Below are 20,332 nucleotides of genomic sequence, written 5' to 3'. Positions count from 1 at the left end.
TGTTTTTCCTTACTGCTGTGTGGTTTGGGCGAGGTACGCGTCCAGGGTGGCGCTGCGGTGGCGGCGAGCGGCTTTTTCGATGTCGTCCGGACTGGCGCCGGACTCGATGAGCTGCAGCAGCGCTTCATGTTCCTCCACGGATTCATGGGCGCGGCCGGGGACGAAGCGGAACGTGGATGAGCGCAGTGACGCGAGCCGGTTCCAGCCCCGGTGGACCAGGTCCAGGATGTGCGGGTTGGGGCAGTGTTCGAACAGGACGCTGTGGAAGTCCTGGTTCAGCGCGGTGAACCGGACCGGGTCGAAGTGCTGCAGGCAGTCGCGCATCTCGGCGTTGACGGCCCGGGCGCGGGCCACGTCTGCCTCCCCGATCAACGGAGCCGAGAGGGCTGTTGCGGCGCCCTCGACGATGCTGAGGGTCTGCATCGTATAGAGGTACTCCGTGGGGTCGATCCCGGAGACGGTGGCGCCGACGTTCCGTTCGAACTTGACCAGGCCTTCGGCTTCGAGCCGGCGGATGGCTTCGCGGACCGGGACCACGCTGACGCCCAGGTCCTCGGCGATCTTGGCGAGCACCAGCCGGTAGCCGGGGGAGTAGGTCCCGTCCACGATCCGGGACTTGACGGCCGCGTAGGCCTGCTCGGACTTGCTGACGGTGGTGGCTATGTTGGTGCCTGCGGCGGCGGCTGTGTCAGTCATTGGCCTTGCCTGCTTCCCATGCCTCATAGCGGGTCCGCCAGGCGGCGTTGAGCGGGTAGAGCCCGTCCACGCTGTGGCCMTGCTGCACCATCTCGGCGATGAAGGTTTCCTCGCGTTCCTGGGCGATGGACTCGTCGGCGAGCTCGTCGGCGAGGGCCGGCGGGATCACCAGGATGCCGTCGGCGTCGGCCACGATGATGTCCCCGGGCTGCACGGTGGTGCCGCCGCAGGCGATGGTGATGTCCGTGTCCCACGGGATGTGCCGSCGGCCAAGGACGGCGGGGTGCGGGTTGGCATAGTAGGTGGGCATGTCCATGGCGGCGACGGCGGAGAAGTCGCGCACGCCGCCGTCGGTGATGATGGCGGCGGCGCCGCGGACCTGGGCGCGGAGGGCCAGGATGTCGCCGATGGTGCCGGTGCCCTTTTCGCCGCGGGCTTCCATCACCAGGATCTCGCCCTCGTTGACGGAATCGATGGCCTGCTTCTGGGCATTGAAGCCGCCGCCGTGGGTCTTGAACAGGTCCTCGCGGTTGGGCACGTAGCGCAGGGTCCGGGCCAGGCCCACGATCCGCTTGTCCGGCCGGGTGGAGGTCAGGCCGTCGATGCTGACGTTGTTCAGGCCGCGCTTGCGCAGCTGGGAGGACAGGGTGGCGGTGCAGACGCTTTCCAGCTTCGCCTTCAGCTCCGGGGTCAGGACCGTAACSGGCCCGACKGCGGGAAGGCCGGCCGCTTCGCGGGAGCCGTACGCTTCCTCCCGCTGGAGATCATCGGTCCTGGGCCCGGCGCCGAAGTCCGCGAACGGCGTCGTGCCTTCCGCAACCCGGGTGACCAGCCGGCCGGTAGAGAGCCCGGTGGGTTCGGTGCTGACTTCCACCTCGACGACGTCCCCCGGCTTGGCCACGGATGCCCCGGCCGGGGTGCCGGTGAGGATGATGTCGCCCTCTTCGAGGGTGAGCAGCTGGGACAGGTCGGCGACGAGCCGGGTGAAGGGGAAGAGGAGGTCTTCGGTGGTGTCGTCCTGGACCAGTTCGCCGTTGTGCCAGGTGCGGATCCGCAGTGCCGCGGGGTCAACGGTGTCCGCGGCGATCAGTCCAGGGCCCACCGGGGTGAAGCCGTCGCCGCCCTTGGACCGGAGGTTGGAGCCCTTGTCCGCGTAGCGGAGGTCGTAGACGCCGAGGTCGTTGCTGGCCGTGACCCACTCGACATGGCTCCACGCGTCCTCGATGCCCACGCGGCGGGCGGCCTTGCCGATGACCAAAGCGATTTCGCCCTCGTAGCCGAGGAGCTCGCAGCCGGCCGGGCGCTCCACCGATGAAGGGGCCTCCGCCGAACCGATAGCCAGGGAGGAGGAGGGCTTCAGGAAGTAGGAGGGCTGCTCCGGTGTGCGGCCGCGCTGGGCCGCCCGGCTGGGGTAGTTGATATGCACCGCGATGACCTTGCGGGCCGCGGCCAGGATGTGGTCGGTGACCTGTTCCAAGATTGTCTCCTCATCGAGTACGAAATCGTATACGATRACTATGTCCCAAGAAACGCCGATCGTCAACCCCTTGTTCCGGGGGTTTTCAAGGCACTTGTAACCCGCGTCATGTCTGCCGTACAGTTCTGGATCACAGAATATATTTCGATTATCGAACACGAAGTTCTATTATCGAACACGCAAGACGGCGACAGGCCGCCACACAACGAAGTGAGGAAAGCCCGTGCATTTCCACCATCACGGTTACGTATCCGGAGACCCGCGCGTCCAGCCGGCCGCCGGCGCCGGCATCGACCGACCCACACAGCTTCCTGACGASGTTGACGTGCTCATTGTGGGCACCGGCCCGGCAGGGATGCTCGCGGCCGCCCAGCTGTCCCAGTTCCCGGGCGTCACAACCCGCATTGTGGAGCGCCGCGCAGGYCGGCTCGCCATCGGCCAGGCCGACGGCATCCAGGCCCGGAGCGTGGAGACCTTCCAGGCTTTCGGCTTCGCCGAGCGGATCATCGCTGAGGCGTACCGCATCACTGAGATGGCGTTCTGGAAGCCGGACCCCCAGAACCCCTCGAGCATCGTCCGCAGCGCCCGCACCCTCGATGACCCGGGCGGGATCAGCGAGTTCCCGCACCTGATCGTCAACCAGGCCCGCGTGCTGGACTACTTCGGCGAGTTCATGGCGAACTCACCCACCCGCATGTCGCCCGACTACGGCCTGGAGTTCGGCAGCCTTGAGGTCACCGGTGAAGGGGAGTACCCGGTCACCGTGACCCTCGTTCACACGGCCGGCCCCGACGAGGGTCAGGAGCGCATAGTCCGGGCGAAGTACGTTGTGGGTGCGGACGGCGCGCGGAGCAAGGTGCGGGCTTCGATCGGCTGCACCATGGCCGGCGACCAGGCCAACCACGCGTGGGGCGTCATGGACGTGCTCGCGAACACGGACTTCCCCGACATCCGSCTCAAGTGCGCCATCCAGTCCCACGACGGCGGCAGCATCCTGCTGATCCCGCGCGAAGGCGGGCATCTGTTCCGCATGTACGTCGACCTTGGCGAGGTGGCCGCAAACGACAACGGTGCCGTCCGCAAGACCACCATCGAGCAGATCATCGCCAAGGCCAACGCGATCATCCAGCCCTACACGCTCGATGTGCGCAACGTGGCCTGGCACAGCGTGTACGAGGTGGGCCACCGCCTCACCGACCGGTTCGATGACGTCCTGCCGGAGCAGCTCGGCACCCGCACGCCGCGGGTTTTCATCACCGGCGACGCCTGCCACACCCACAGCGCCAAGGCCGGCCAGGGCATGAATGTCTCCATGCAGGACGGCTTCAACATCGGCTGGAAGCTTGGCCATGTGCTGGAGGGCCGCAGCCCGGAAAGCCTGCTCTCCACCTATTCGGCCGAGCGGCAGGTCGTCGCGAAGAACCTGATCGACTTCGACAAGGTGTGGTCGACGCTGATGGCAAAGAAGCCCGAGGAGTTCGAGAACCCCTCCGAGCTTGAGGACTTCTACGTGCGCACCGCGGAGTTCCCCGCGGGCTTCATGACCGAGTACTCGCCGTCGATGATCGTCGCCGAGGCGACACATCAGAACCTGGCCACCGGTTTCCCCGTCGGCAAGCGCTTCAAGTCCGCGCCCGTTGTGCGGGTCTGTGACACCAACCCGGTCCAGCTCGGCCACCAGGCCACGGCGGACGGCCGCTGGCGGATCTACGTCTTCGCGGACGCGGCCGTTGCTGGAGCGCCGTCGCCGACCGCCGACCTCGCCGCGTGGCTGGCCAAYGCGCCGGAYTCSCCGCTCGCCGCCACCCCCGATGGGGCSGACCGTGACGCGTGGTTCGACGTGAAGGTGATCTACCAGCAGGACCACACAGGCATCGACATCGGCGCCGTGCCTGCCGTGTTCAAGCCGGAAGTCGGGCCGTTCAAGCTCACCTAYCTYGAGAAGGTCTACGGCACCGATCCCACGGCGGACATCTTCGAACTGCGCGRYMTCGACCGCGGCGGCGTCGTCGTGGTGGTCCGCCCGGACCAGTACGTGGCGAACGTCCTGCCGCTGACGGCGACGRCGGACCTGGCCGCGTTCTTCGMGCCCCTCCTGCGGACAGGGCTGACCAAGACCGTGTGACATCCGRGCACCCGCGCGCCATCCGGCGCGCGGGTGCYCAACCCAGGTGCTGAGCCCGTCAGGTACTCAGCCCKTYAGGTACTCAGCCCKYCAGRTRCCKGGCGAAGTGGTCCTCGATCCGCTGCCAGGCTTCCGGSGCGGACTGCGRGTCAGGGCCGATGCCCATRACCCGGGAGAGCGGCCGGAGYACCTTWGGKCCGGTCTCCGCATCGTTGAGGAAGGCATGCCCAGCGTGCGGGAATTCCTTGACGTCGTGGGCCACGCCGATGCGGTCGAGCACGGACTCGAGCTTCGCCGCCCCGCCGCGCAGCGTGCGGTCCCTGCCGCCGAAGTTGGCCACGATCGGGCAGGCGCCGGCGAGCGTCTCTTCGGGGTTCTTGGGGAGCCGGCCGTAGTTGACGGCTGCGGCGTCAAAGCCGTCATTGGCCAGGAGCAGGGCGAAGCCGCCGCCCATGCAGAAGCCGATCACTCCGAYCTTGCCTGTGGTCCGGCCGGATTCCTGSAGCCAGTCCCGGGCYGCCGCCAGATCGRTGAAGGCCCGGCCYTCGCCTGCCGCCAGCGCACGCATGGTGGCCACGAGGCAGCGGCGGGCGCCGCCGTCGCTGTACAGGTCAACGGCCAGCGTCAGGTAGCCCGCCGCAGCCATCCGGTCAGCGTGGCGGACGGTGATGTCATCCAGGCCGAAGGCTTCATGGACCATCAGGACGGCCGGAAAAGGCCCTTCGCCCGCCGGGGCCGCCAGGTAGCCGCGCAACACCGGCGACCCGCCGGCGGCAACGCTGGCCCGGCTCAGGTCGACGTTGCTGCGATCCCGGCTCGCGTGCCTGCCGTGGTCCGTCCCTGTTCCCGCCATGGTGTCCCCTCCGTCGGTCTGTGCGGCCATTCTTGCAGGCTGGCGGCCAAAGAGGGGCAAAAGCCGGGCATAAAACCGGGCACAAAAAAGCGGCGCCGGACATCCCCCAAAGGAAAATCCGGCGCCGCCAAACTTTGTAAGGACTAGTCCTTCTTGAAGGCGTCCTTGACGTTTTCGCCAACYTTCTTGGCGTCGGCCACAACCTGGTCGCGCTGGCCCTCGGCCCGAAGCTGGTCGTTGTCAGTGGCAGTKCCGGCGGCTTCCTTAGCCTTGCCGCCCAGGTGCTCCGCTTCGTTCTGAATCTTGTCTCCGATACCCATGGTTCRGGCCACCTTTCGTTTCCGGTCCAAATTGCTGTCCGTCCAGACTAACACAAAGCATGCTTACTAATTCAAGTCARTCSCGCGGRCCGATCCGATAGGCTCGAGRTCATGGACCACAAGACCACGCTCACSCAGCACATCAATGCTCCGGCTGACTCGGTCTGGGCGGTGGTGTCGGACATTCCCGGATCTGCCGCCACCCTGTCCGGCGTCGATGCGATCCAGATGCTCACCGACGGGCCCTATGCCGAGGGCACSCGCTGGAAGGAAACCCGCACCATGATGGGGCGCTCGGAAACCGTGGAGATGTGGGTTTCCCAGTGCGAGCCGCCGTCGCCCGGACGGGCGGGCGGCACCACGGTGAAAGCCCTCCAGGGCGGCGCCGACTACACCTCCCGGTTCTCCTTGGCCGAACGCGACGGCGGGACTGACCTCACGCTGACCTTTGGCGCCGAAGTCATCAAGCCCACCCGGTTCAGCAAGATCATGCTCACCGTGTTTGGTCCCCTCGGCATGCGCATTACCCGCAAGGCGCTTGCGAAAGACCTGGCGGAAATCGCCGCCAAAGCYGAATCCCTCTRATGGCCGGGCGCGCAGCTGGAAAAGCCCCTAAGGTCACCGCGCCCCGCCTGGCGCCGGTCCGGCCGGGGGAGTTGCGGGACGATCCTGCCCCGGACTTCCGCCGYGGGGARCGGTACGACGGCGTCCGGTAYAGCCGCGCCTCGGCGGACGGGCTGGAGCTSGGCGGCACTGACTTTGCCGAGTGCGAATTCGCCGGYGTCTCCTTCARYGAGACGCAGCTGCGYGGYGCCACYTTCCGTGACTGCATCCTCACCGAGGTCTACGCGCCGGTGCTGACGGCGGCCCGGGCAAGCCTGCGGGATGTGGAGATCGGCAACCCCCGCTGGGGATCGGCGGAGTTCTATGAAAGCGGCTGGCAGTCGGTGCGGATCGACGGCGGCAAGCTCGACTACGTGAACCTGCGCGGATCCAAGCTTACGGACGTGCAGATCAGCGACTGCATCATCAACGAGCTGGATCTGGGCTCYTGCACCGCCACCCGGGTGGCGTTGAAGAACTGCACGATCGGCACCGTGGACTTCAGTGGAGCCAGGCTCAAGGACTTCGACCTCCGCGGCACCGACTTCCGCACGATCAATGGCCTGGGCAGCCTGGCCGGCCTTGTGATCGACGACTACCAGCTCACCCTGCTGGCGCCGCTGCTCGCAAGCCACCTGGGCGTCGTCGTCGCGTAATCCGGCCGCATCCGGTTGACCCMCTTGCCYTGCCGTGTAATCTTTATAGAACGAACGGTCGGTAAATTACTCTGCTGCCGGCCCCGCTTTCTTGGTGAAGGATGTTCTCATGGTCGAGGCTTTTCTTGTTGGCGGCGCCCGCACCCCAGTGGGCCGTTACGGCGGCGCCCTCTCCGCAGTCCGCCCCGATGACCTGGCCGCACTGGTGGTCCGCGAGGCAGTGGTCCGCGCCGGCGTCGATCCTGACGCCATTGACGAGGTAATCCTCGGCAACGCCAACGGCGCCGGCGAAGAGAACCGCAACGTGGCCCGCATGGCCACCCTCCTTGCTGGACTGCCCCTGCACATCCCCGGCATCACCGTGAACCGGCTCTGCGCCTCCGGGCTCAGCGCCATCATCATGGCCAGCCACATGATCAAGTCCGGCGCCGCTGAMATCGTGATCGCCGGCGGCGTCGAATCCATGAGCCGGGCACCCTGGGTCCAGGAAAAGCCCCGGACCGCCTTCGCCAAGCCGGGCGAAATCTTCGATACCTCCATCGGCTGGCGCTTCGCCAACCCGCAGTTCACCACCGGCGAGCTCTCCCGCGACGGCAAGATGACCTACTCCATGCCGGAGACGGCGGAGGAAGTGGGGCGGGTYGACGGGATCTCGCGCGAGGACGCCGACGCCTTCGCCGTCCGCTCCCACGAACGCGCSCTRGCCGCCATCGCCGCCGGCCGCTTCGCCGAGGAAATCGTCCCCGTGACCGTCAAAACCCGCAAGGGCGAAACCSTGGTGGACACCGATGAAGGCCCCCGCGCCGGCACCACCATGGACGTGCTCGCCGGGCTCCGYCCTGTGGTCAAGGGCGGTTCGATCGTTACCGCCGGCAACTCCTCCACGCTCAACGACGGCGCCTCCGCCATCATCGTCGCCTCCGAAGCCGCGATCCAGAAGCTTGGCCTCACGGCCCGCGCCCGCATCATCGACGGCGCCTCCGCCGGCTGYGAGCCCGAAATCATGGGCATCGGCCCGGTTCCGGCCACCCAGAAGGTCCTCAAGCGCAGCGGCCTCAGCGTCGGTGACCTTGGCGCCGTCGAACTTAACGAAGCGTTCGCCACGCAGTCGCTGGCCAGTATGCGCCGGCTCGGCCTGGACCCGGAGATTGTGAACCGCGACGGCGGTGCGATCTCCCTGGGCCACCCGCTGGGTTCCTCCGGTTCCCGGATCGCCATCACGCTGCTGGGACGGATGGAACGCGAGGATGCCAAGATCGGCCTGGCCACTATGTGCATCGGCGTCGGCCAGGGCACGGCCATGCTGCTGGAGCGGGTTTAGTGGCGGCCCCGGCGCTCGACCCGGCCGGCTTCAGCACACTGCTGGTGGACCAGCGCGAGGACCGCGTGGTGGTGGTGCTCAACCGCCCCGAGGTCCGCAACGCGATCGACCAGCAGATGGTCGACGAACTCCACACCGTGTGCGCCCACCTTGAGCAGCATCCCAAAGTCCTCATCATCGCAGGCGCCGACGGGGTTTTCGCGTCCGGCGCCGACATCGGTCAGCTGCGCGAACGCCGCCGCGATGATGCCCTGCAGGGCATTAACTCCACCATTTTCGTCCGGATCGCCAAGCTGCCGATGCCCGTCATCGCCGCCCTGGACGGCTTCTGCCTCGGCGGCGGTKCCGAACTGGCGTACGCCGCCGACTTCCGGATCGGCACCCCGTCCGTCCGGATCGGCAACCCCGAAACCGGTCTCGGCATCCTGGCCGCCGCCGGCGCCAGTTGGCGCCTCAAGGAACTGGTGGGGGAGCCGGTGGCCAAGGAAATGCTGCTGGCCGGAGCCGTGCTGCGCGCGGAACGTGCCCTGGCCGTCAACCTCATCACCGAAATCCATGAACCCTCCGAGCTGATGGCCGCCGCCCACAGGCTCGCGGACAGGATCGCCACTCAGGACCCGCTCGCCGTTCGGATCACCAAATCCGTGTTCCATGCCCCGGCCGAGGCACATCCCCTGATTGACCAGCTGGCGCAGGGGATCCTCTTCGAATCCCAGGCCAAGTTCGACCGCATGCAGGCTTTCCTGGATAAGAAAGCAGCCAAGAAAGCCGCCAAGACGTCCGCCACTGAACCCGGAAAGCAGAAATAGCCATGGGCAACCCCGTACTCCCCGCCAACCTGCCCGCTACCGTCGGAGTGCTGGGCGGCGGCCGCATGGGCGCCGGCATCGCCCACGCGTTCCTGATCAAGGGATCCAATGTCCTGGTCGTCGAGCGCGACGAGGCTTCGGCCGAGGCCGCCCGGGAACGGGTCGAATCCGCCGCCGCCAAGAGCATTGAACGCGGCGCCGTGGACGGCAACCTGGACGAAATGGTCTCCCGGCTAGCGGTCACCGTGGACTATGACGACTTCAAGGACCGGCAGCTGGTGATCGAGGCCGTTCCCGAAGACTGGGACCTGAAGGTCACCGCCCTGCGCGGCATCGAGGAGCGGCTTGCCGAGGACGCCTGCCTCGCGTCCAACACGTCATCGCTGTCCGTCAACGGACTGGCCCGTGAGCTGAAGCGGCCGCAGAACTTCCTGGGCCTGCACTTCTTCAACCCGGTGCCGGCGTCGACACTCATCGAGGTGGTCCTCGGCGAGCAGACGTCCGAGGCCCTGGCCCAGGCCGCCCGCGGCTGGGTCGAGGCCCTCGGCAAGACCGCCGTCGTGGTCAACGACGCGCCCGGCTTTGCCTCCTCCCGGCTGGGCGTCGCGATCGCCCTCGAAGCGATGCGCATGGTGGAAGAGGGCGTGGCCAGCGCCGAGGACATCGACAACGCCATGGTCCTGGGCTACAAGCACCCCACGGGCCCGCTGCGGACCACCGACATCGTGGGCCTGGACGTGCGCCTGGGCATCGCGGAATACCTGCAGTCCACCCTGGGCGAGCGGTTCGCCCCGCCGCAGATCCTCCGCGACAAGGTGGCCCGCGGGGAACTGGGCCGCAAGTCCGGCAAGGGCTTCTTCGACTGGACCAAGTGACCGGCGCAGGTCCGTGCCCCTAGGATGGTGCGGTGACTTCCCTGGACCGTCCCGCTATCGCCCCCATCACCCTGACCGGCAAATACGTCGTCCTTGAGCCGCTGAGCCAGGACCACCACGACGGCCTGGTCGAGGCGGCCCGCGACGGCGAACTGTGGCACCTCTGGTACACCAGCGTGCCCGCCCCGGAACAGATGGCCGCCGAGATTGAGCGGCGCCTGGCCCTGCAGGAACAGGGGTCCATGCTGCCCTTCACCACGCGGCTCCTTGACCCCGCCACGGGCGGGCCGGGCCGGGTGATCGGCATGACCACCTACATGAACATCGACGCCGGCACGCCCCGGGTGGAGATCGGCTCCACCTGGAACGCGGCGTCCGCACACGGCAGCGGCAGCAACCCGGACTCCAAGTTGCTGCTGCTGCGGCACGCCTTCGAGACCCTGGGCTGCCCCGCCGTCGAATTCCGGACCCACTGGCTCAACCACCAGTCCCGCGAGGCGATCGCGCGGCTGGGCGCCAAGCAGGACGGCATCCTGCGCAGCCACACCCGCAGCGGCGACGGTGCGCTGCGCGATACTGTCGTGTTTTCCATCCTCGAGCACGAGTGGCCCATGGTCCGGAACGGCCTGGAGGCCCGGCTGGCCAGGGTCCGGTAATGGCTGCCGGCGGCCTGCAGCGGGCAGGCGGAGCGGACGGGTCCGGGACGGCGGCGCCCGGAGCGATGGAGTGGGACGGGGCCGTCAACGCGTGGCATGTGGCCGGGGACGTGTACCGGATGGGACGCCGCGAATGGCTGACCGAGGCCGGCTGGCGGCAGGCGTACCGCCACGGCATCCGGACCGTCGTCGACCTCCGCAACGAAACCGAAATTCGGCGCCGGGAGACCGACCCGCCGGTGGCGCCGGCCGCCCTGGCCGGTATCGACGTCGTGATGGCACCCACCGAAGATCCGGGCAACGCCGAATTCCGCGCGCTCTGCGTGCCCTACCTGAACGACCCGGCCTCCTACGCCGACAACGCCAGGCTGTTCCCGGACCTGCTGGCCGGCGTCTTCAAGGCGGTGGCCGCCGCGGAGGGCGGCGTGGTAATCCATTGCTCTGCTGGCCGGGACCGGAGCGGCATGATTGCCGCCATGCTCCAGGACCTCGCCGGGCACAGTGACGAGGCCATTGTGCGCGGCTACCAGCGCTCCATGCGGGGCATCAACGAGCACCACCGGGACGCCGCTGTCCCGCATCCCCACGAACGGTTCCTGCCCGACGCCGTCCTKTTGCCCCTGCTGGAATCCCGGGGCGAAAGTCTGCTGGAATTTGTCCGGTCCCTGAACACCGCGGACTACCTGATCCGCCATGGAGTGACGTCCGGGGAGCTCGCGGCYATCCTTGCCAAGCTCGGCAGATAGGGCTCCCGCGGGTAGGGTGGCCCAGTGAAGACTCCGAAGTTCCAGCCGATGGTGCGGGCCGCGGCCCTCGCGATTGCGCTTGCCGGTACCGTGTCCGCCGGTGCCTTGTCCGCCGTTCCGGYGTTGGCCGAAGCCGGCTCCGGCACGCCCGCACCGGCGCCGTCCGGCTCGACGACGGCGACCCCGGCGCCGTCGGACACTTCCGCTTCTTCATTCCCTAATGCTTCACCGGCTGACTCGTCCTCGGCGCCCTCCGCTGCACCTTCCAYTGCGCCTTCCGCTGAGCCTTCCACGGCGCCCATCAGCGGTGCCGGCCTGGCTGAGGCCGTGCAGCGGGACCTCGGCATGACCCTGGCGGAATTCGACGCCGCCGGTGCACTGGCCCGGCGGGCSGCCGACGCCGCACCCTCCCTGCGCRCCCTCCCCGGCTATGTGGGGATCAGCCTCGCCGGCGGCAAGATCGSTGTGGAAGGAAGCAGCCCCGAACTCCTGGCCCGCGTGGCCGAACTGAACCGGACCGGCCCGGCCGACTTCGTGCTTTCCGCCCCTGCGGCCACGGCTGCGGTCCCGTCTGCCGCGGAGCTCCTGGCCTCCAGCACGCAGCAACTGTTCGAGGCCTACGTCCGCGAGGTCGGGGCCGCCGGGCTGCAGGCGGTCACGTACACCAACGGCCACTTCGTCATCCGCACCGGCGGCACCAACACCGCGCAGTCTGCTCCGGCCGCCGAGGCCGACGCCGGCACCAAGCCCCACGCCGACCCTGGCGCCGACGCCAGCCTGGCCGGGCAACCGGCGGCAGGGCCGAATGCGACGGCGAAGATGTCCGCGGCCGACTTCGTGGCCCGCTACGCAAACGTTGCGCTGGAACAAGGATCGCGGGTCGCCACGGAGGGGGACTTCTTTGGCGGCCAGGGCTACATCATTGACGGGCGCACACTGTGCTCGGCCGGGTTCGGTGCCTACGACCCCGCGGGTGAGCCGCTGGTCCTGACGGCAGGACACTGCGCCGATGACGGTGCCGCGAAACAGGCCCGGATTGAAGACCCGGCAGGGGCGCCGGCGGCCAGCGCCGCCGGTTCAGCCACCCCGGGCTCGGGCAAGGCCGCCGGGATCCTGGGGACGTTCGGGTTCAGCCAGTTCGGCGGTCCGGGCAACACCACTGTGGCGTCGGACGGTACCAACGTCGGAACGGACATCGCCGTCCTCAAGGGCATCCGGAGCGGCGTGGATCTCCAGCCCGCCATCACGCGGTGGGACAACCCCGCCAACCCGGGGCCGACGTCCGTAAAGATCGTCGGAACCGTGGCCCCGTTTCAGGGCCAGCCCGTGTGCCGGTCCGGCCGGACGCTCGGCTGGTCGTGCGGGACCGTGGACTCGGTGGGAACCTGGGTCATCGCTGGACCGCACTCCCTCCCGCCGGACTACAACAACGACCTCCGTGCGCTCAACGGCTTCGACTCCAGCACCGTCAAATCCCGCCCCGGAGACTCAGGCGGACCATGGATCAGCGGGAACTTCGCGGTCGGCATGCACACCGGGGCCGAGAGCGAAAACGGCGTACAGACCCGGGCCATCGCTACCACTCTCGTGGACGCCACCGGACGGGTCCCCGGCGGCGTCCAGCTGCAGCTGTTCCTGACCAAGCCAACGCTCACGAAGGCCGCCAACGGAGCTGTCACGGCCGGCGAGCCCATTACCGGGCATGTGGACGCCGGTCCGGCCTCCGTGGTGGCTCCCAATTCCAAAGTCCGCATCACGGTCCAAAGCCAGAAATCTGGCCAGAAGGCCGCCCAATCGGTGGCAGTACCAATCGACGCATCGGGAAACTGGCGGGTCCCCGCGCCCTCAAAGGCTGGGCATTACACGTTCTCGGCTGAAACGGTGAACGGATTCAGCCGCTCCGGGGCAGTCTCCCTGTCCGTCGACGTATCCGTCCTCGCCGCCCCTGCCATCACCTCTCCGGCGGAGGGCCCGGCGCTTACCGCCGTCGACACGATCGAGGGCACCGGTGAAGCCGGCCGCACGGTACGACTTTCCGGCGGCTTCACCGGAACGGGCAAAGTCGCCGCAGACGGCCGGTGGAGCATCAAGGTGGCCGACCAGCCGGTCTTCGGGAAGGTTTCGCTCACGGCGGTGCTCACGGCTCCCGGGGAATCTGACAGTCCCGCAGTGACCCGCACGCTCTCCATCATTCCGCCGGCCCCGGCGGTGTCGAGCCCCCGGGATGGCAGACGTGTGCGCCAAGACGCCCTGCCCGCCGGCATGTCCGGCACAGCCATTGACGGTGCCACGGTGACCGTGGCCGTGGACGGTGCGCCCGTTGGATCAGCGCAGGCCGGCTCCGGCGGGTCAGCGGCAGGGACGCTGGCCGCGCTTCAGCCGCGGATTCCACGAAACCTGGCCGGCGGTGCCCAGTGGAGTGTCGCGTTCCCCGCAGAACTGGCCGCCGGAGCGCACACTCTGACGGTGACCCAAGCCATTGACGGTGTCACATCGCTTCCGGCCACCGTTGCGTTCACCGTCGACGCCGCAGCTGTTTCGGCGGGCAGCCCTGACGGGACCCCGGCGCCGGGCCAGCCCGCAGCTCCCGGCCCGCCGGCCAACCAGCAGCCGGCGGCGCAGCAGCCGATCGCGCAGCAGCCGATCGCGCAGCAGCCGATCGCGGGGCAACCGGCGGCGCAGCAGCCGATCGCGCAGCAGCCGATCGCGGGGCAACCGGCGGCGCAGCAGCCGATCGCGCAGCAGCCGATCGCGGGGCAACCGGCGGCGCAGCAGCCGGTAACCCCGGCCGCGCCAGCCGCGCAGCAGCCGCTCCCGCAGGAACCGGCCGTGCAGCAGCCGGTAACCCCAACCGCGCCGGCCGCGCAGCAACCGATCGCTCAGCAACCGCTTCCGCAGCAGCCGGTAACCTCGGCCGCCCCGGCGCCGTCTCCCGTCCCGCCGTCGGACGCCTCCGTGACGGCCCGCGGCCAAACGCCGGGCGGTTCGCCGGATAATGCGGACCAGCTGGCCAGCACGGGCGCCGCCGGGCTGTTACCCGCTGCCGGTCTCGGCGCCGCGGCCTTGCTGCTCGGCGCGGCCTTCGTGGCCTTCGGCCGGCGCCGGGCACGCCGCTAGCAGAATCTCCGGGACTCCGGGCCTCCGGGCCTACCGGCTCCTGGCTCGGGGCCGCGGGCCTACCGGGCTCCGGCTCCTGGCTCGAGTTCGCCGGAAAGCTGCCAGTACGCCGCAATTAATCGGCGAGCCCGCAGCGTTCCGGCGAATTCGAGGGCTCGGGGGCAGGAGGGCAGGGCAGCGAGCCGCGGCTACTGGAAATCAGCCAACCAGAGATCCGGGCCGAATACCTCGTATTGAATGTCCTTGGCAGCGACACCGCCGGCGATCAAGGCACTGCGAACCGACTTCAGGAACGGCAGGGGACCGCAGAGGTAGTATTCGGCGTCGTCGGGGAGCTCTACAGCACTGACGTCCATGAAGCCGGAAAACGCGGCTCCGGACGACTCTCCGGCCTCAGCAGGGGTCAGGAACCACGTCTTTAGCGTCCCGTCAGCCAGCTTCGCAAGATCCTCTTGGACCTGCGCGCGGAGCGGGAAGGATGCCTCGCTGTCATCGGCATGCAGGAGCATCACCTGGCGTTGGGAAGTGGACTGCACTAGATGGGAGAGCATTCCTGCCATCGGAGTGACGCCGATTCCGGCGCTGGCCATGACGAGGGGCCGGTCCGTGTACTCCAGCACCACGTCGCCGAACGGTGCCGAGAGCACCACCTCGTCGCCCACTTGGACGTTGTTGTGGAGCAGCGTGGACATCTCGCCGTCGGGTTTCCCAGGACTGTGGACCCGCTTGACCGCGAACTGCCGGTGCTGGCCGTCGTCGGCCTTGGTCAGGCTGTATTGCCGCGGCTGCTGCACGCCGTCGGGCATGGTCATCTTGATGGTGACGTACTGCCCGGGCAGGGACGGCTTGACGTCGCGCTCGTCGGTCCGCTCAACTACGAAGGAGATGACGTCATCGGTCTCCTGGATCCGCCGTACCACCCTCCACGTCCGCCAGATGGTCTCCGGGGACAGGTGCACGGCGTTGTACAGCCCGCGCTCCTTGTTGATGAGCAGGTTTGCCATCAGCCAGTAGACCTCGTCCCAGGCCGCGGCGACCTCGTCAGTGACGGCGTCCCCGAGGACATCCACGATCGCCCACATGAGGTGGTCGTGGACAACCTGGTACTGGTCCGGACTAAGTCCTAGCGACACGTGCTTGTGCGCCACCCTGGAGAGCAGATGATCCGGCACTTGGTCAGGATGCTCCACGAGCGTGCTGGCGAATGCCGCGATGGATCCGGCGAGTGCCTGCTGCTGGCGGCCGTCTGCCTGGTTTCCCCGGTTGAAGAGGCCGTCCAGGAGGTCAGGCCGTGCTTCGAACATGTGTTTGTAGAAGCGCTTGGCGATCTCCTCTATGTGCTCGCCGACCACAGGAAGCGTTGCCTGGATGACGGGACGCGAGGTGTCTGAGAGCATGGCGGACCCTTTCCGGTGCGACCGGTGAAACCCGGCGGTGCCGGGCGACTCGGCCCTTCCAAGCTAACAGTCCGGGGAGCGGGCCTTCCGGGTCCATCGGCCCTACGTCGCTGTGGAATATCGAGGTAAGGAGTGCGCCCGAGTTCGCCGGTACGCTGCCAGAACGCCGTAAATAACCGGCGGGCCCGCAGGGTTCCGGCGAACCCGCGGGCCGGGGTGGGCCGGGGCGAACCCGCGGGCCGGGGACCCCGGGGCTCAGCCCTTGCGGTCCAGCAGCAGGTTGGTGATCCGCAGCGTGCAAAGCCGCTGGCCMGCCTCGTTGGTGATCAGCACTTCGTGCGTGGTCAGGGTGCCGCCCAGGTGGATGGGGGTCGCCGTGATRGTGATCAGCCCCTCGCGGGCGGACTTGTGGTGCGTGGCCGAGACGTCCACGCCCACCGCCGTCTTGCCCAGGGTGCTGGCGTGGATGACGGCGGCCCAGGAGCCCACCGCCTCGCCGACTGCCAGTGAGGCGCCGCCGTGCAGGAGCCCGAACGATTGCCGGTTGCCTTCCACCGGCATGGTCGCCACAACCCGGTCCACGGACTCCTCGAGGATCTTCACGCCCATTTTCTCGTCGAGTTCCCCGAGSGTGATTTTCCACATCTCGGTGCTGCCGGTCTCGGGCGTCATTGCGTCTCCTTTGTTGCCGGCCGGCGGAGGGGCCATGCCGGTCGGTGCCGCCGCGGCTAGTGTGCGGCAGGCCTCATTCATGTACTCTAGAACATATTACCGAACGGACGGTCAGTAATGTTCCGGCCGTGTTGATCTTGCCCCGCGATGGAAGGACCCGTCAACGATGACCACCACAGCCGTACCCACCATAGACACTGTAGAGATCGTCCCCAGCTTCATCCGGGGTTCCTGGTGGACCCCCGACGCCGCCTCCGCTGCCGGTGCCGCGCCGGTCCTGGACGCCAGCACCGGCGAGCTCCTGGCCAAGGTGAGCACCGARGGRCTYGACCTCGCCGSCGTCGTGGAYTACRGCCGCACCACCGGCCAGGCGGGACTKGGCACGCTGACCTTCCACCAGCGCGCGCTCAAGCTCAAGGAGCTGGCGCAGTACCTCAACGGCCGSCGCGAGGAGTTYTACGCGCTCTCGGCSCAGACCGGYGCCACCAARATCGACTCGATGATCGACATCGACGGCGGSATCGGCGTCCTGTTCACSTTCGGSTCCAAGGGCCGCCGKGAACTGCCCAACKCCCAGGTGGTGGTGGATGGCCCCATGGAGGTGCTGTCCCGSGACGGATCGTTCGCCGGCGAGCACATCTACACCCGCATCCCCGGCGTCGCCGTGCAGATCAACGCCTTCAACTTCCCGGTCTGGGGCATGCTCGAGAAGCTCGCCCCGGCTTTCCTCGCCGGCGTTCCCACCATCGTCAAGCCGGCCACCCCCACCGGCTACGTGGCCGCCGCCGTGGTCAAGGCGATCGACGAATCCGGCATCCTGCCCACGGGCTCGCTGCAGCTGATTTCCGGCTCCGTCCGCACCCTGCTGGACCACCTGGACTACCGCGACCTCGTKGCCTTCACSGGTTCSGCCTCGACYGCCAACACGCTGAAGTCCCACCCCAACGTRGTCAAGGGCGGSGTCCGCTTCACTTCCGAGACCGACTCCCTCAACGCCGCGATCCTGGGCCCGGACGCCGTCAAGGGCACGCCGGAATTCGACGCCTTCATCAAGTCCCTCGTCACCGAGATGACCGCCAAGGCCGGCCAGAAATGCACCTCGATCCGCCGCGCGATCGTGCCGCAGGAACTCGTCGCCGATGTCACCGCCGCCGTGGGGGACCGCATCCGCGAACGCGTCGTGCTCGGTGACCCCCGCGCCGAGGGCGTCACCATGGGCGCCCTGGCTTCCCTTGAGCAGCTCGCCGACGTGCGCGCCGCCGTCCAGTCAATGCTCGACGCCGGCGGGGAGCTTGCCTACGGCACCCTCGATGCGCCGAAGGTCACCAGCGCGGACGGMAGCGTCGGCGTCGTCGACGGCGGYGCCTTYATGTCMCCGGTCCTGCTGAGCTGGGCSAACCCGGARGCCGAGGAGGTCCAYTCGCTCGAGGCCTTCGGYCCSGTGTCCTCGGTGATCGGCTACACGGACCTGRCYGACGCCGTCCGCCTCGCCGCCCGCGGCGGCGGCTCGCTGGTCGCCTCGGTCTGCACGAAYGATCCCGAGGTTGCCCGCGAACTCGTCACCGGAATTGCCGCCCACCACGGSCGCGTGCTCATGCTSAACCGCGAGGACGCCCGCAGCTCCACCGGCCACGGTTCCCCGGTCCCGCACCTGGTCCACGGCGGGCCCGGCCGCGCCGGCGGCGGCGAAGAGCTCGGTGGCATCCGCTCGGTGATGCACCACATGCAGCGCACCGCCATCCAGGGTTCCCCCAACATGCTGACCGCCGTCACCGGACTCTGGCACACCGGCGCGGACCGCAACTTCACGCTCGAGACCGAGGGCCAGCACCCGTTCCGGAAGTCCCTGGCCACGCTGCACATCGGCGACGCCATCCGCTCGGAGCTGCGCGAAGTGAGCCTGGAGGAAATCACCAAGTTCGCGAACTCCACGGGCGACACCTTCTACGCCCACACCAACCAGGAAGCCGCCGAGGCCAACCCGTTCTTCCCGGGCATCGTGGCGCACGGATACCTGCTGCTCAGCTGGGCGGCGGGCCTGTTCGTGGAGCCCGCGCCGGGCCCGGTGCTGGCCAACTACGGCCTGGAGAACCTGCGCTTCATCACCCCGGTGGCCGCAGGCGACTCCATCAGGGTCACGCTGACGGCCAAGAAGATCACCCCGCGCGAGACCGACGAATACGGCGAGGTGGCCTGGGACGCCGTCCTGACCAACCAGAACGACGAAATCGTGGCGACCTACGACGTCCTGACCCTCGTCGAGAAGTAGCCGCTTCCTTCCCCGGTGCTCTATCACTTGTGGCTGTCAAAGGGTCGAAATGGCAGCCACAAGTGATAGCTCAACCGGAGAGGGGCCGGGGCGGGCGGCACGTGTCTGCGGGCCAATTTGCAGGCTCTTTCCACCCCGCTGCGGCGTAAAATCTTGCTCGTAGGAGGTGGCGAAATGACCCTAGTACTCAACAAAGCCACAACAGTCCTGCCAGTCGATGATGCCGAACGCGCCCGGCGTTTCTATGCCGAGACGCTCGGCCTCCCGCACCGGGGAGTGGCAGAAGACGGAAGTGAATTGTTCGGCTCGGCAGGCGGCCCCATGCTGCAGCTCATGCCAGTCAAGGATGGTAAGCATTCAGAGCACACCACCCTGAGTTTCGAAGTCAGCGAGATCGAACGCACCGTACAGGAGATGGAAGCCAAGGGAGTCATGTTCCAGGACTACGACCTCCCGGATCTCAAGACCGAGAACCACATTTGTACGACGGATTCCGAGAAGTGTGCCTGGTTCATGGACTCCGAGCACAACATTCTGTGCGTGCACGAGGACATCACCACGGCGGCCGACTACCAGCTCTGAGCCCAGCCCTGGGTGGTCTGCCACAGAAGAAGCGCCACAGAAGTAGCGCCACAGGAGAAGCGCCCCGGCGAGAGCSGGGGCGCTTCTTCTCTGCCCGAGCCTGCCGGGCGGGGCCACATTGACGCGGACACGCCGATGTTTGCCGGCGAACAGCGGGCAGCAGTCGTCAAAGTGCCCCCGGACCGCCCGGACCGCCCGGACCGCCCGGACCGCCCGGAGTGTCCCGGCGGGACCAGGGCGTCACGGGGCGGGGCTGGAGGACGCCGTCGACCCTCAGGTCCACGCGCTCGTTGAAGAAGCTGATGAGGCCGTGGATCTGGGCGGCGTCGCGGTACCGGCGGTCGTAGCTCCACGCGACGTTCCGGCCCTCCACCGACCCCGGGAAGCTCCAGTAACTCGCCTGGCCTTTATAGGGGCAGACGGTCCGCTTTGCGCTCTCCTCCATCAGATCCAGCCGCACGTCCGACGGCGGGATGTAGTACCGCACCGGCAGCAGCGTCTCGTAGAGGAACTGTGCGCCGGTCGTCCGGGCGAGCGTCACGCCGTCGAGCGCCACCTCCACATCCAGGCCCGACGCGCGGATATCGACGCGGTGGAACGGGTCCCGGGGGTGGCCGATGATTTCCTCATCGTCTTCCAGCCAGTCGAAGGCGGAGAAATCCAGCACSACGTAGCCRGCCAGGTCCGGGTCCTCGGGCCGGAAGCCTGCCCGGGGGGCCGTTGCCTTCGCAGTCACGACGTCGAGTTCCTCGCCGGCGCAGGTGTGTTTGCCGAACTTCGTTCCGGGGTCCAGGGAGGTCCGTGCCTCGCCTTGCCGGAGTGCGAAGGCATGCTCCTGCACCGCGGCAGCCGGGAGGGCCGGTGGGGCGAGTTCCGCCAGCAGGTCCTGCTCCGGCACGGCGAAGATGGGGGTGACCCGGTGCGGTTCCCAGACCAGCCATGCCTGTGTCGTGTCGACGAGGGGGGTCCCGTCCAGGCTCGCGCGGATCCTTTTGGCAGTGGGTTCGTAGCGCAGGTGGGGGAAAGCGCCAATAAGCACCTTCGATAATCTGGTGGCCATCCTCACAGCGTGGACCCGGGGCGCCGCGGCGTCAATGCGACTCCGTGGCGCCACGGGCCAGGGTCAGCCGGGGACGTGGAGGCCGTGGAACGCCATGG

General features: G+C 68.1%; 18 protein-coding genes. 11 read left to right on the top strand and 7 right to left on the bottom strand.

Annotated elements, in window-relative coordinates:
* Nucleotides 1-9: 9 nt before the first annotated feature.
* Nucleotides 10-696, bottom strand: a complete 687-nt coding sequence (locus tag AC1DEY_RS16840) for a GntR family transcriptional regulator (RefSeq protein WP_476868963.1) — start codon at nucleotides 694-696, stop codon at nucleotides 10-12.
* On the bottom strand, nucleotides 689-2,173 hold the full coding sequence (locus AC1DEY_RS16835; RefSeq protein ID WP_476868962.1) for a fumarylacetoacetate hydrolase family protein: 1,485 nt from the start codon (nucleotides 2,171-2,173) through the stop codon (nucleotides 689-691). The genes AC1DEY_RS16840 and AC1DEY_RS16835 overlap by 8 nt, the downstream gene beginning before the upstream one ends.
* A 223-nt stretch (nucleotides 2,174-2,396) precedes the next feature.
* Between AC1DEY_RS16835 and AC1DEY_RS16830 the strand changes: the two genes are divergently transcribed.
* Nucleotides 2,397-4,298, top strand: a complete 1,902-nt coding sequence (locus tag AC1DEY_RS16830) for an FAD-binding monooxygenase (protein WP_476868961.1) — start codon at nucleotides 2,397-2,399, stop codon at nucleotides 4,296-4,298.
* A gap of 82 nt (nucleotides 4,299-4,380) precedes the next feature.
* On the opposite strand, the gene AC1DEY_RS16825 is transcribed toward AC1DEY_RS16830, so the two are convergent.
* Together AC1DEY_RS16825 and AC1DEY_RS16820 are read right to left on the bottom strand one after the other, a co-directional pair.
* Nucleotides 4,381-5,151 (bottom strand): dienelactone hydrolase family protein, encoded by a 771-nt coding sequence (locus AC1DEY_RS16825; protein WP_476868995.1) that lies wholly within the window; start codon nucleotides 5,149-5,151, stop codon nucleotides 4,381-4,383.
* 143 nt (nucleotides 5,152-5,294) lie between these two features.
* Entirely contained in the window at nucleotides 5,295-5,471 is a 177-nt protein-coding gene (locus AC1DEY_RS16820; RefSeq protein WP_441409718.1) for a CsbD family protein, read from the bottom strand.
* A gap of 111 nt (nucleotides 5,472-5,582) precedes the next feature.
* Here AC1DEY_RS16820 and AC1DEY_RS16815 point away from each other — a divergent pair, with 111 nt between their 5' ends.
* The 8 genes from AC1DEY_RS16815 (at nucleotide 5,583) to AC1DEY_RS16780 (ending at nucleotide 14,254) form a co-directional block, all read left to right on the top strand.
* Nucleotides 5,583-6,056 (top strand): SRPBCC family protein, encoded by a 474-nt coding sequence (locus AC1DEY_RS16815; protein ID WP_476868994.1) that lies wholly within the window; start codon nucleotides 5,583-5,585, stop codon nucleotides 6,054-6,056.
* On the top strand, nucleotides 6,056-6,730 hold the full coding sequence (locus AC1DEY_RS16810) for a pentapeptide repeat-containing protein (protein ID WP_476868960.1): 675 nt from the start codon (nucleotides 6,056-6,058) through the stop codon (nucleotides 6,728-6,730). The genes AC1DEY_RS16815 and AC1DEY_RS16810 overlap by 1 nt, the downstream gene beginning before the upstream one ends.
* 109 nt (nucleotides 6,731-6,839) lie before the next feature.
* Nucleotides 6,840-8,051 carry a thiolase family protein gene (locus AC1DEY_RS16805; RefSeq protein ID WP_476868959.1) on the top strand — a complete coding sequence of 404 codons (1,212 nt, stop codon included), beginning with the start codon at nucleotides 6,840-6,842 and terminating at the stop codon, nucleotides 8,049-8,051.
* On the top strand, nucleotides 8,051-8,860 hold the full coding sequence (locus AC1DEY_RS16800; RefSeq protein WP_476868958.1) for an enoyl-CoA hydratase/isomerase family protein: 810 nt from the start codon (nucleotides 8,051-8,053) through the stop codon (nucleotides 8,858-8,860). Before AC1DEY_RS16805 ends, AC1DEY_RS16800 begins: the two co-directional genes overlap by 1 nt.
* A gap of 2 nt (nucleotides 8,861-8,862) precedes the next feature.
* Nucleotides 8,863-9,735, top strand: a complete 873-nt coding sequence (locus AC1DEY_RS16795; protein WP_476868957.1) for a 3-hydroxyacyl-CoA dehydrogenase family protein — start codon at nucleotides 8,863-8,865, stop codon at nucleotides 9,733-9,735.
* Between the two features lie 32 nt (nucleotides 9,736-9,767).
* The gene (locus AC1DEY_RS16790) at nucleotides 9,768-10,391 is read left to right on the top strand and encodes a GNAT family N-acetyltransferase (RefSeq protein WP_476868956.1); all 624 of its coding nucleotides are present in this window, start codon (nucleotides 9,768-9,770) and stop codon (nucleotides 10,389-10,391) included.
* A gap of 65 nt (nucleotides 10,392-10,456) precedes the next feature.
* Nucleotides 10,457-11,137, top strand: coding sequence for a tyrosine-protein phosphatase (locus AC1DEY_RS16785; RefSeq protein ID WP_476868993.1), 681 nt, complete (start codon nucleotides 10,457-10,459; stop codon nucleotides 11,135-11,137).
* Between the two features lie 24 nt (nucleotides 11,138-11,161).
* Nucleotides 11,162-14,254, top strand: a complete 3,093-nt coding sequence (locus tag AC1DEY_RS16780) for a S1 family peptidase (RefSeq protein ID WP_476868955.1) — start codon at nucleotides 11,162-11,164, stop codon at nucleotides 14,252-14,254.
* A gap of 188 nt (nucleotides 14,255-14,442) precedes the next feature.
* Here AC1DEY_RS16780 and AC1DEY_RS16775 read toward each other — a convergent pair whose 3' ends face one another.
* On the bottom strand, nucleotides 14,443-15,651 hold the full coding sequence (locus tag AC1DEY_RS16775) for a globin domain-containing protein (protein WP_476868954.1): 1,209 nt from the start codon (nucleotides 15,649-15,651) through the stop codon (nucleotides 14,443-14,445).
* A gap of 255 nt (nucleotides 15,652-15,906) precedes the next feature.
* A complete protein-coding gene (locus AC1DEY_RS16770) occupies nucleotides 15,907-16,323 on the bottom strand; it encodes a PaaI family thioesterase (RefSeq protein ID WP_441409727.1) in 417 nt (138 codons plus the stop codon).
* 166 nt (nucleotides 16,324-16,489) lie between these two features.
* Here AC1DEY_RS16770 and paaZ point away from each other — a divergent pair, with 166 nt between their 5' ends.
* Nucleotides 16,490-18,592: a phenylacetic acid degradation bifunctional protein PaaZ gene (gene paaZ / locus AC1DEY_RS16765; protein WP_476868953.1), complete on the top strand. Its 2,103-nt coding sequence runs from the start codon at nucleotides 16,490-16,492 to the stop codon at nucleotides 18,590-18,592.
* 174 nt (nucleotides 18,593-18,766) lie between these two features.
* A complete protein-coding gene (locus AC1DEY_RS16760) occupies nucleotides 18,767-19,174 on the top strand; it encodes a VOC family protein (protein WP_390204198.1) in 408 nt (135 codons plus the stop codon).
* A gap of 166 nt (nucleotides 19,175-19,340) precedes the next feature.
* Here AC1DEY_RS16760 and AC1DEY_RS16755 read toward each other — a convergent pair whose 3' ends face one another.
* Nucleotides 19,341-20,234, bottom strand: coding sequence for a DUF427 domain-containing protein (locus tag AC1DEY_RS16755; protein WP_476868952.1), 894 nt, complete (start codon nucleotides 20,232-20,234; stop codon nucleotides 19,341-19,343).
* Between the last annotated feature and the right edge of the window lie 98 nt (nucleotides 20,235-20,332).

The sequence above is a fragment of the Arthrobacter sp. 05T47 genome (genome assembly GCF_056395825.1).
Note: the sequence above shows the minus strand (reverse complement) of the source record. Positions and strands in the feature narration are given on the sequence as shown.

Coding starts and splice junctions, on each gene's coding strand:
- AC1DEY_RS16840 (WP_476868963.1), bottom strand. CDS start 696: ATGACTGACACAGCCGCCGCCGCAGGCACCAACATAGCCACCACCGTC.
- AC1DEY_RS16795 (WP_476868957.1), top strand. CDS start 8,863: ATGGGCAACCCCGTACTCCCCGCCAACCTGCCCGCTACCGTCGGAGTG.
- AC1DEY_RS16775 (WP_476868954.1), bottom strand. CDS start 15,651: ATGCTCTCAGACACCTCGCGTCCCGTCATCCAGGCAACGCTTCCTGTG.
- AC1DEY_RS16760 (WP_390204198.1), top strand. CDS start 18,767: ATGACCCTAGTACTCAACAAAGCCACAACAGTCCTGCCAGTCGATGAT.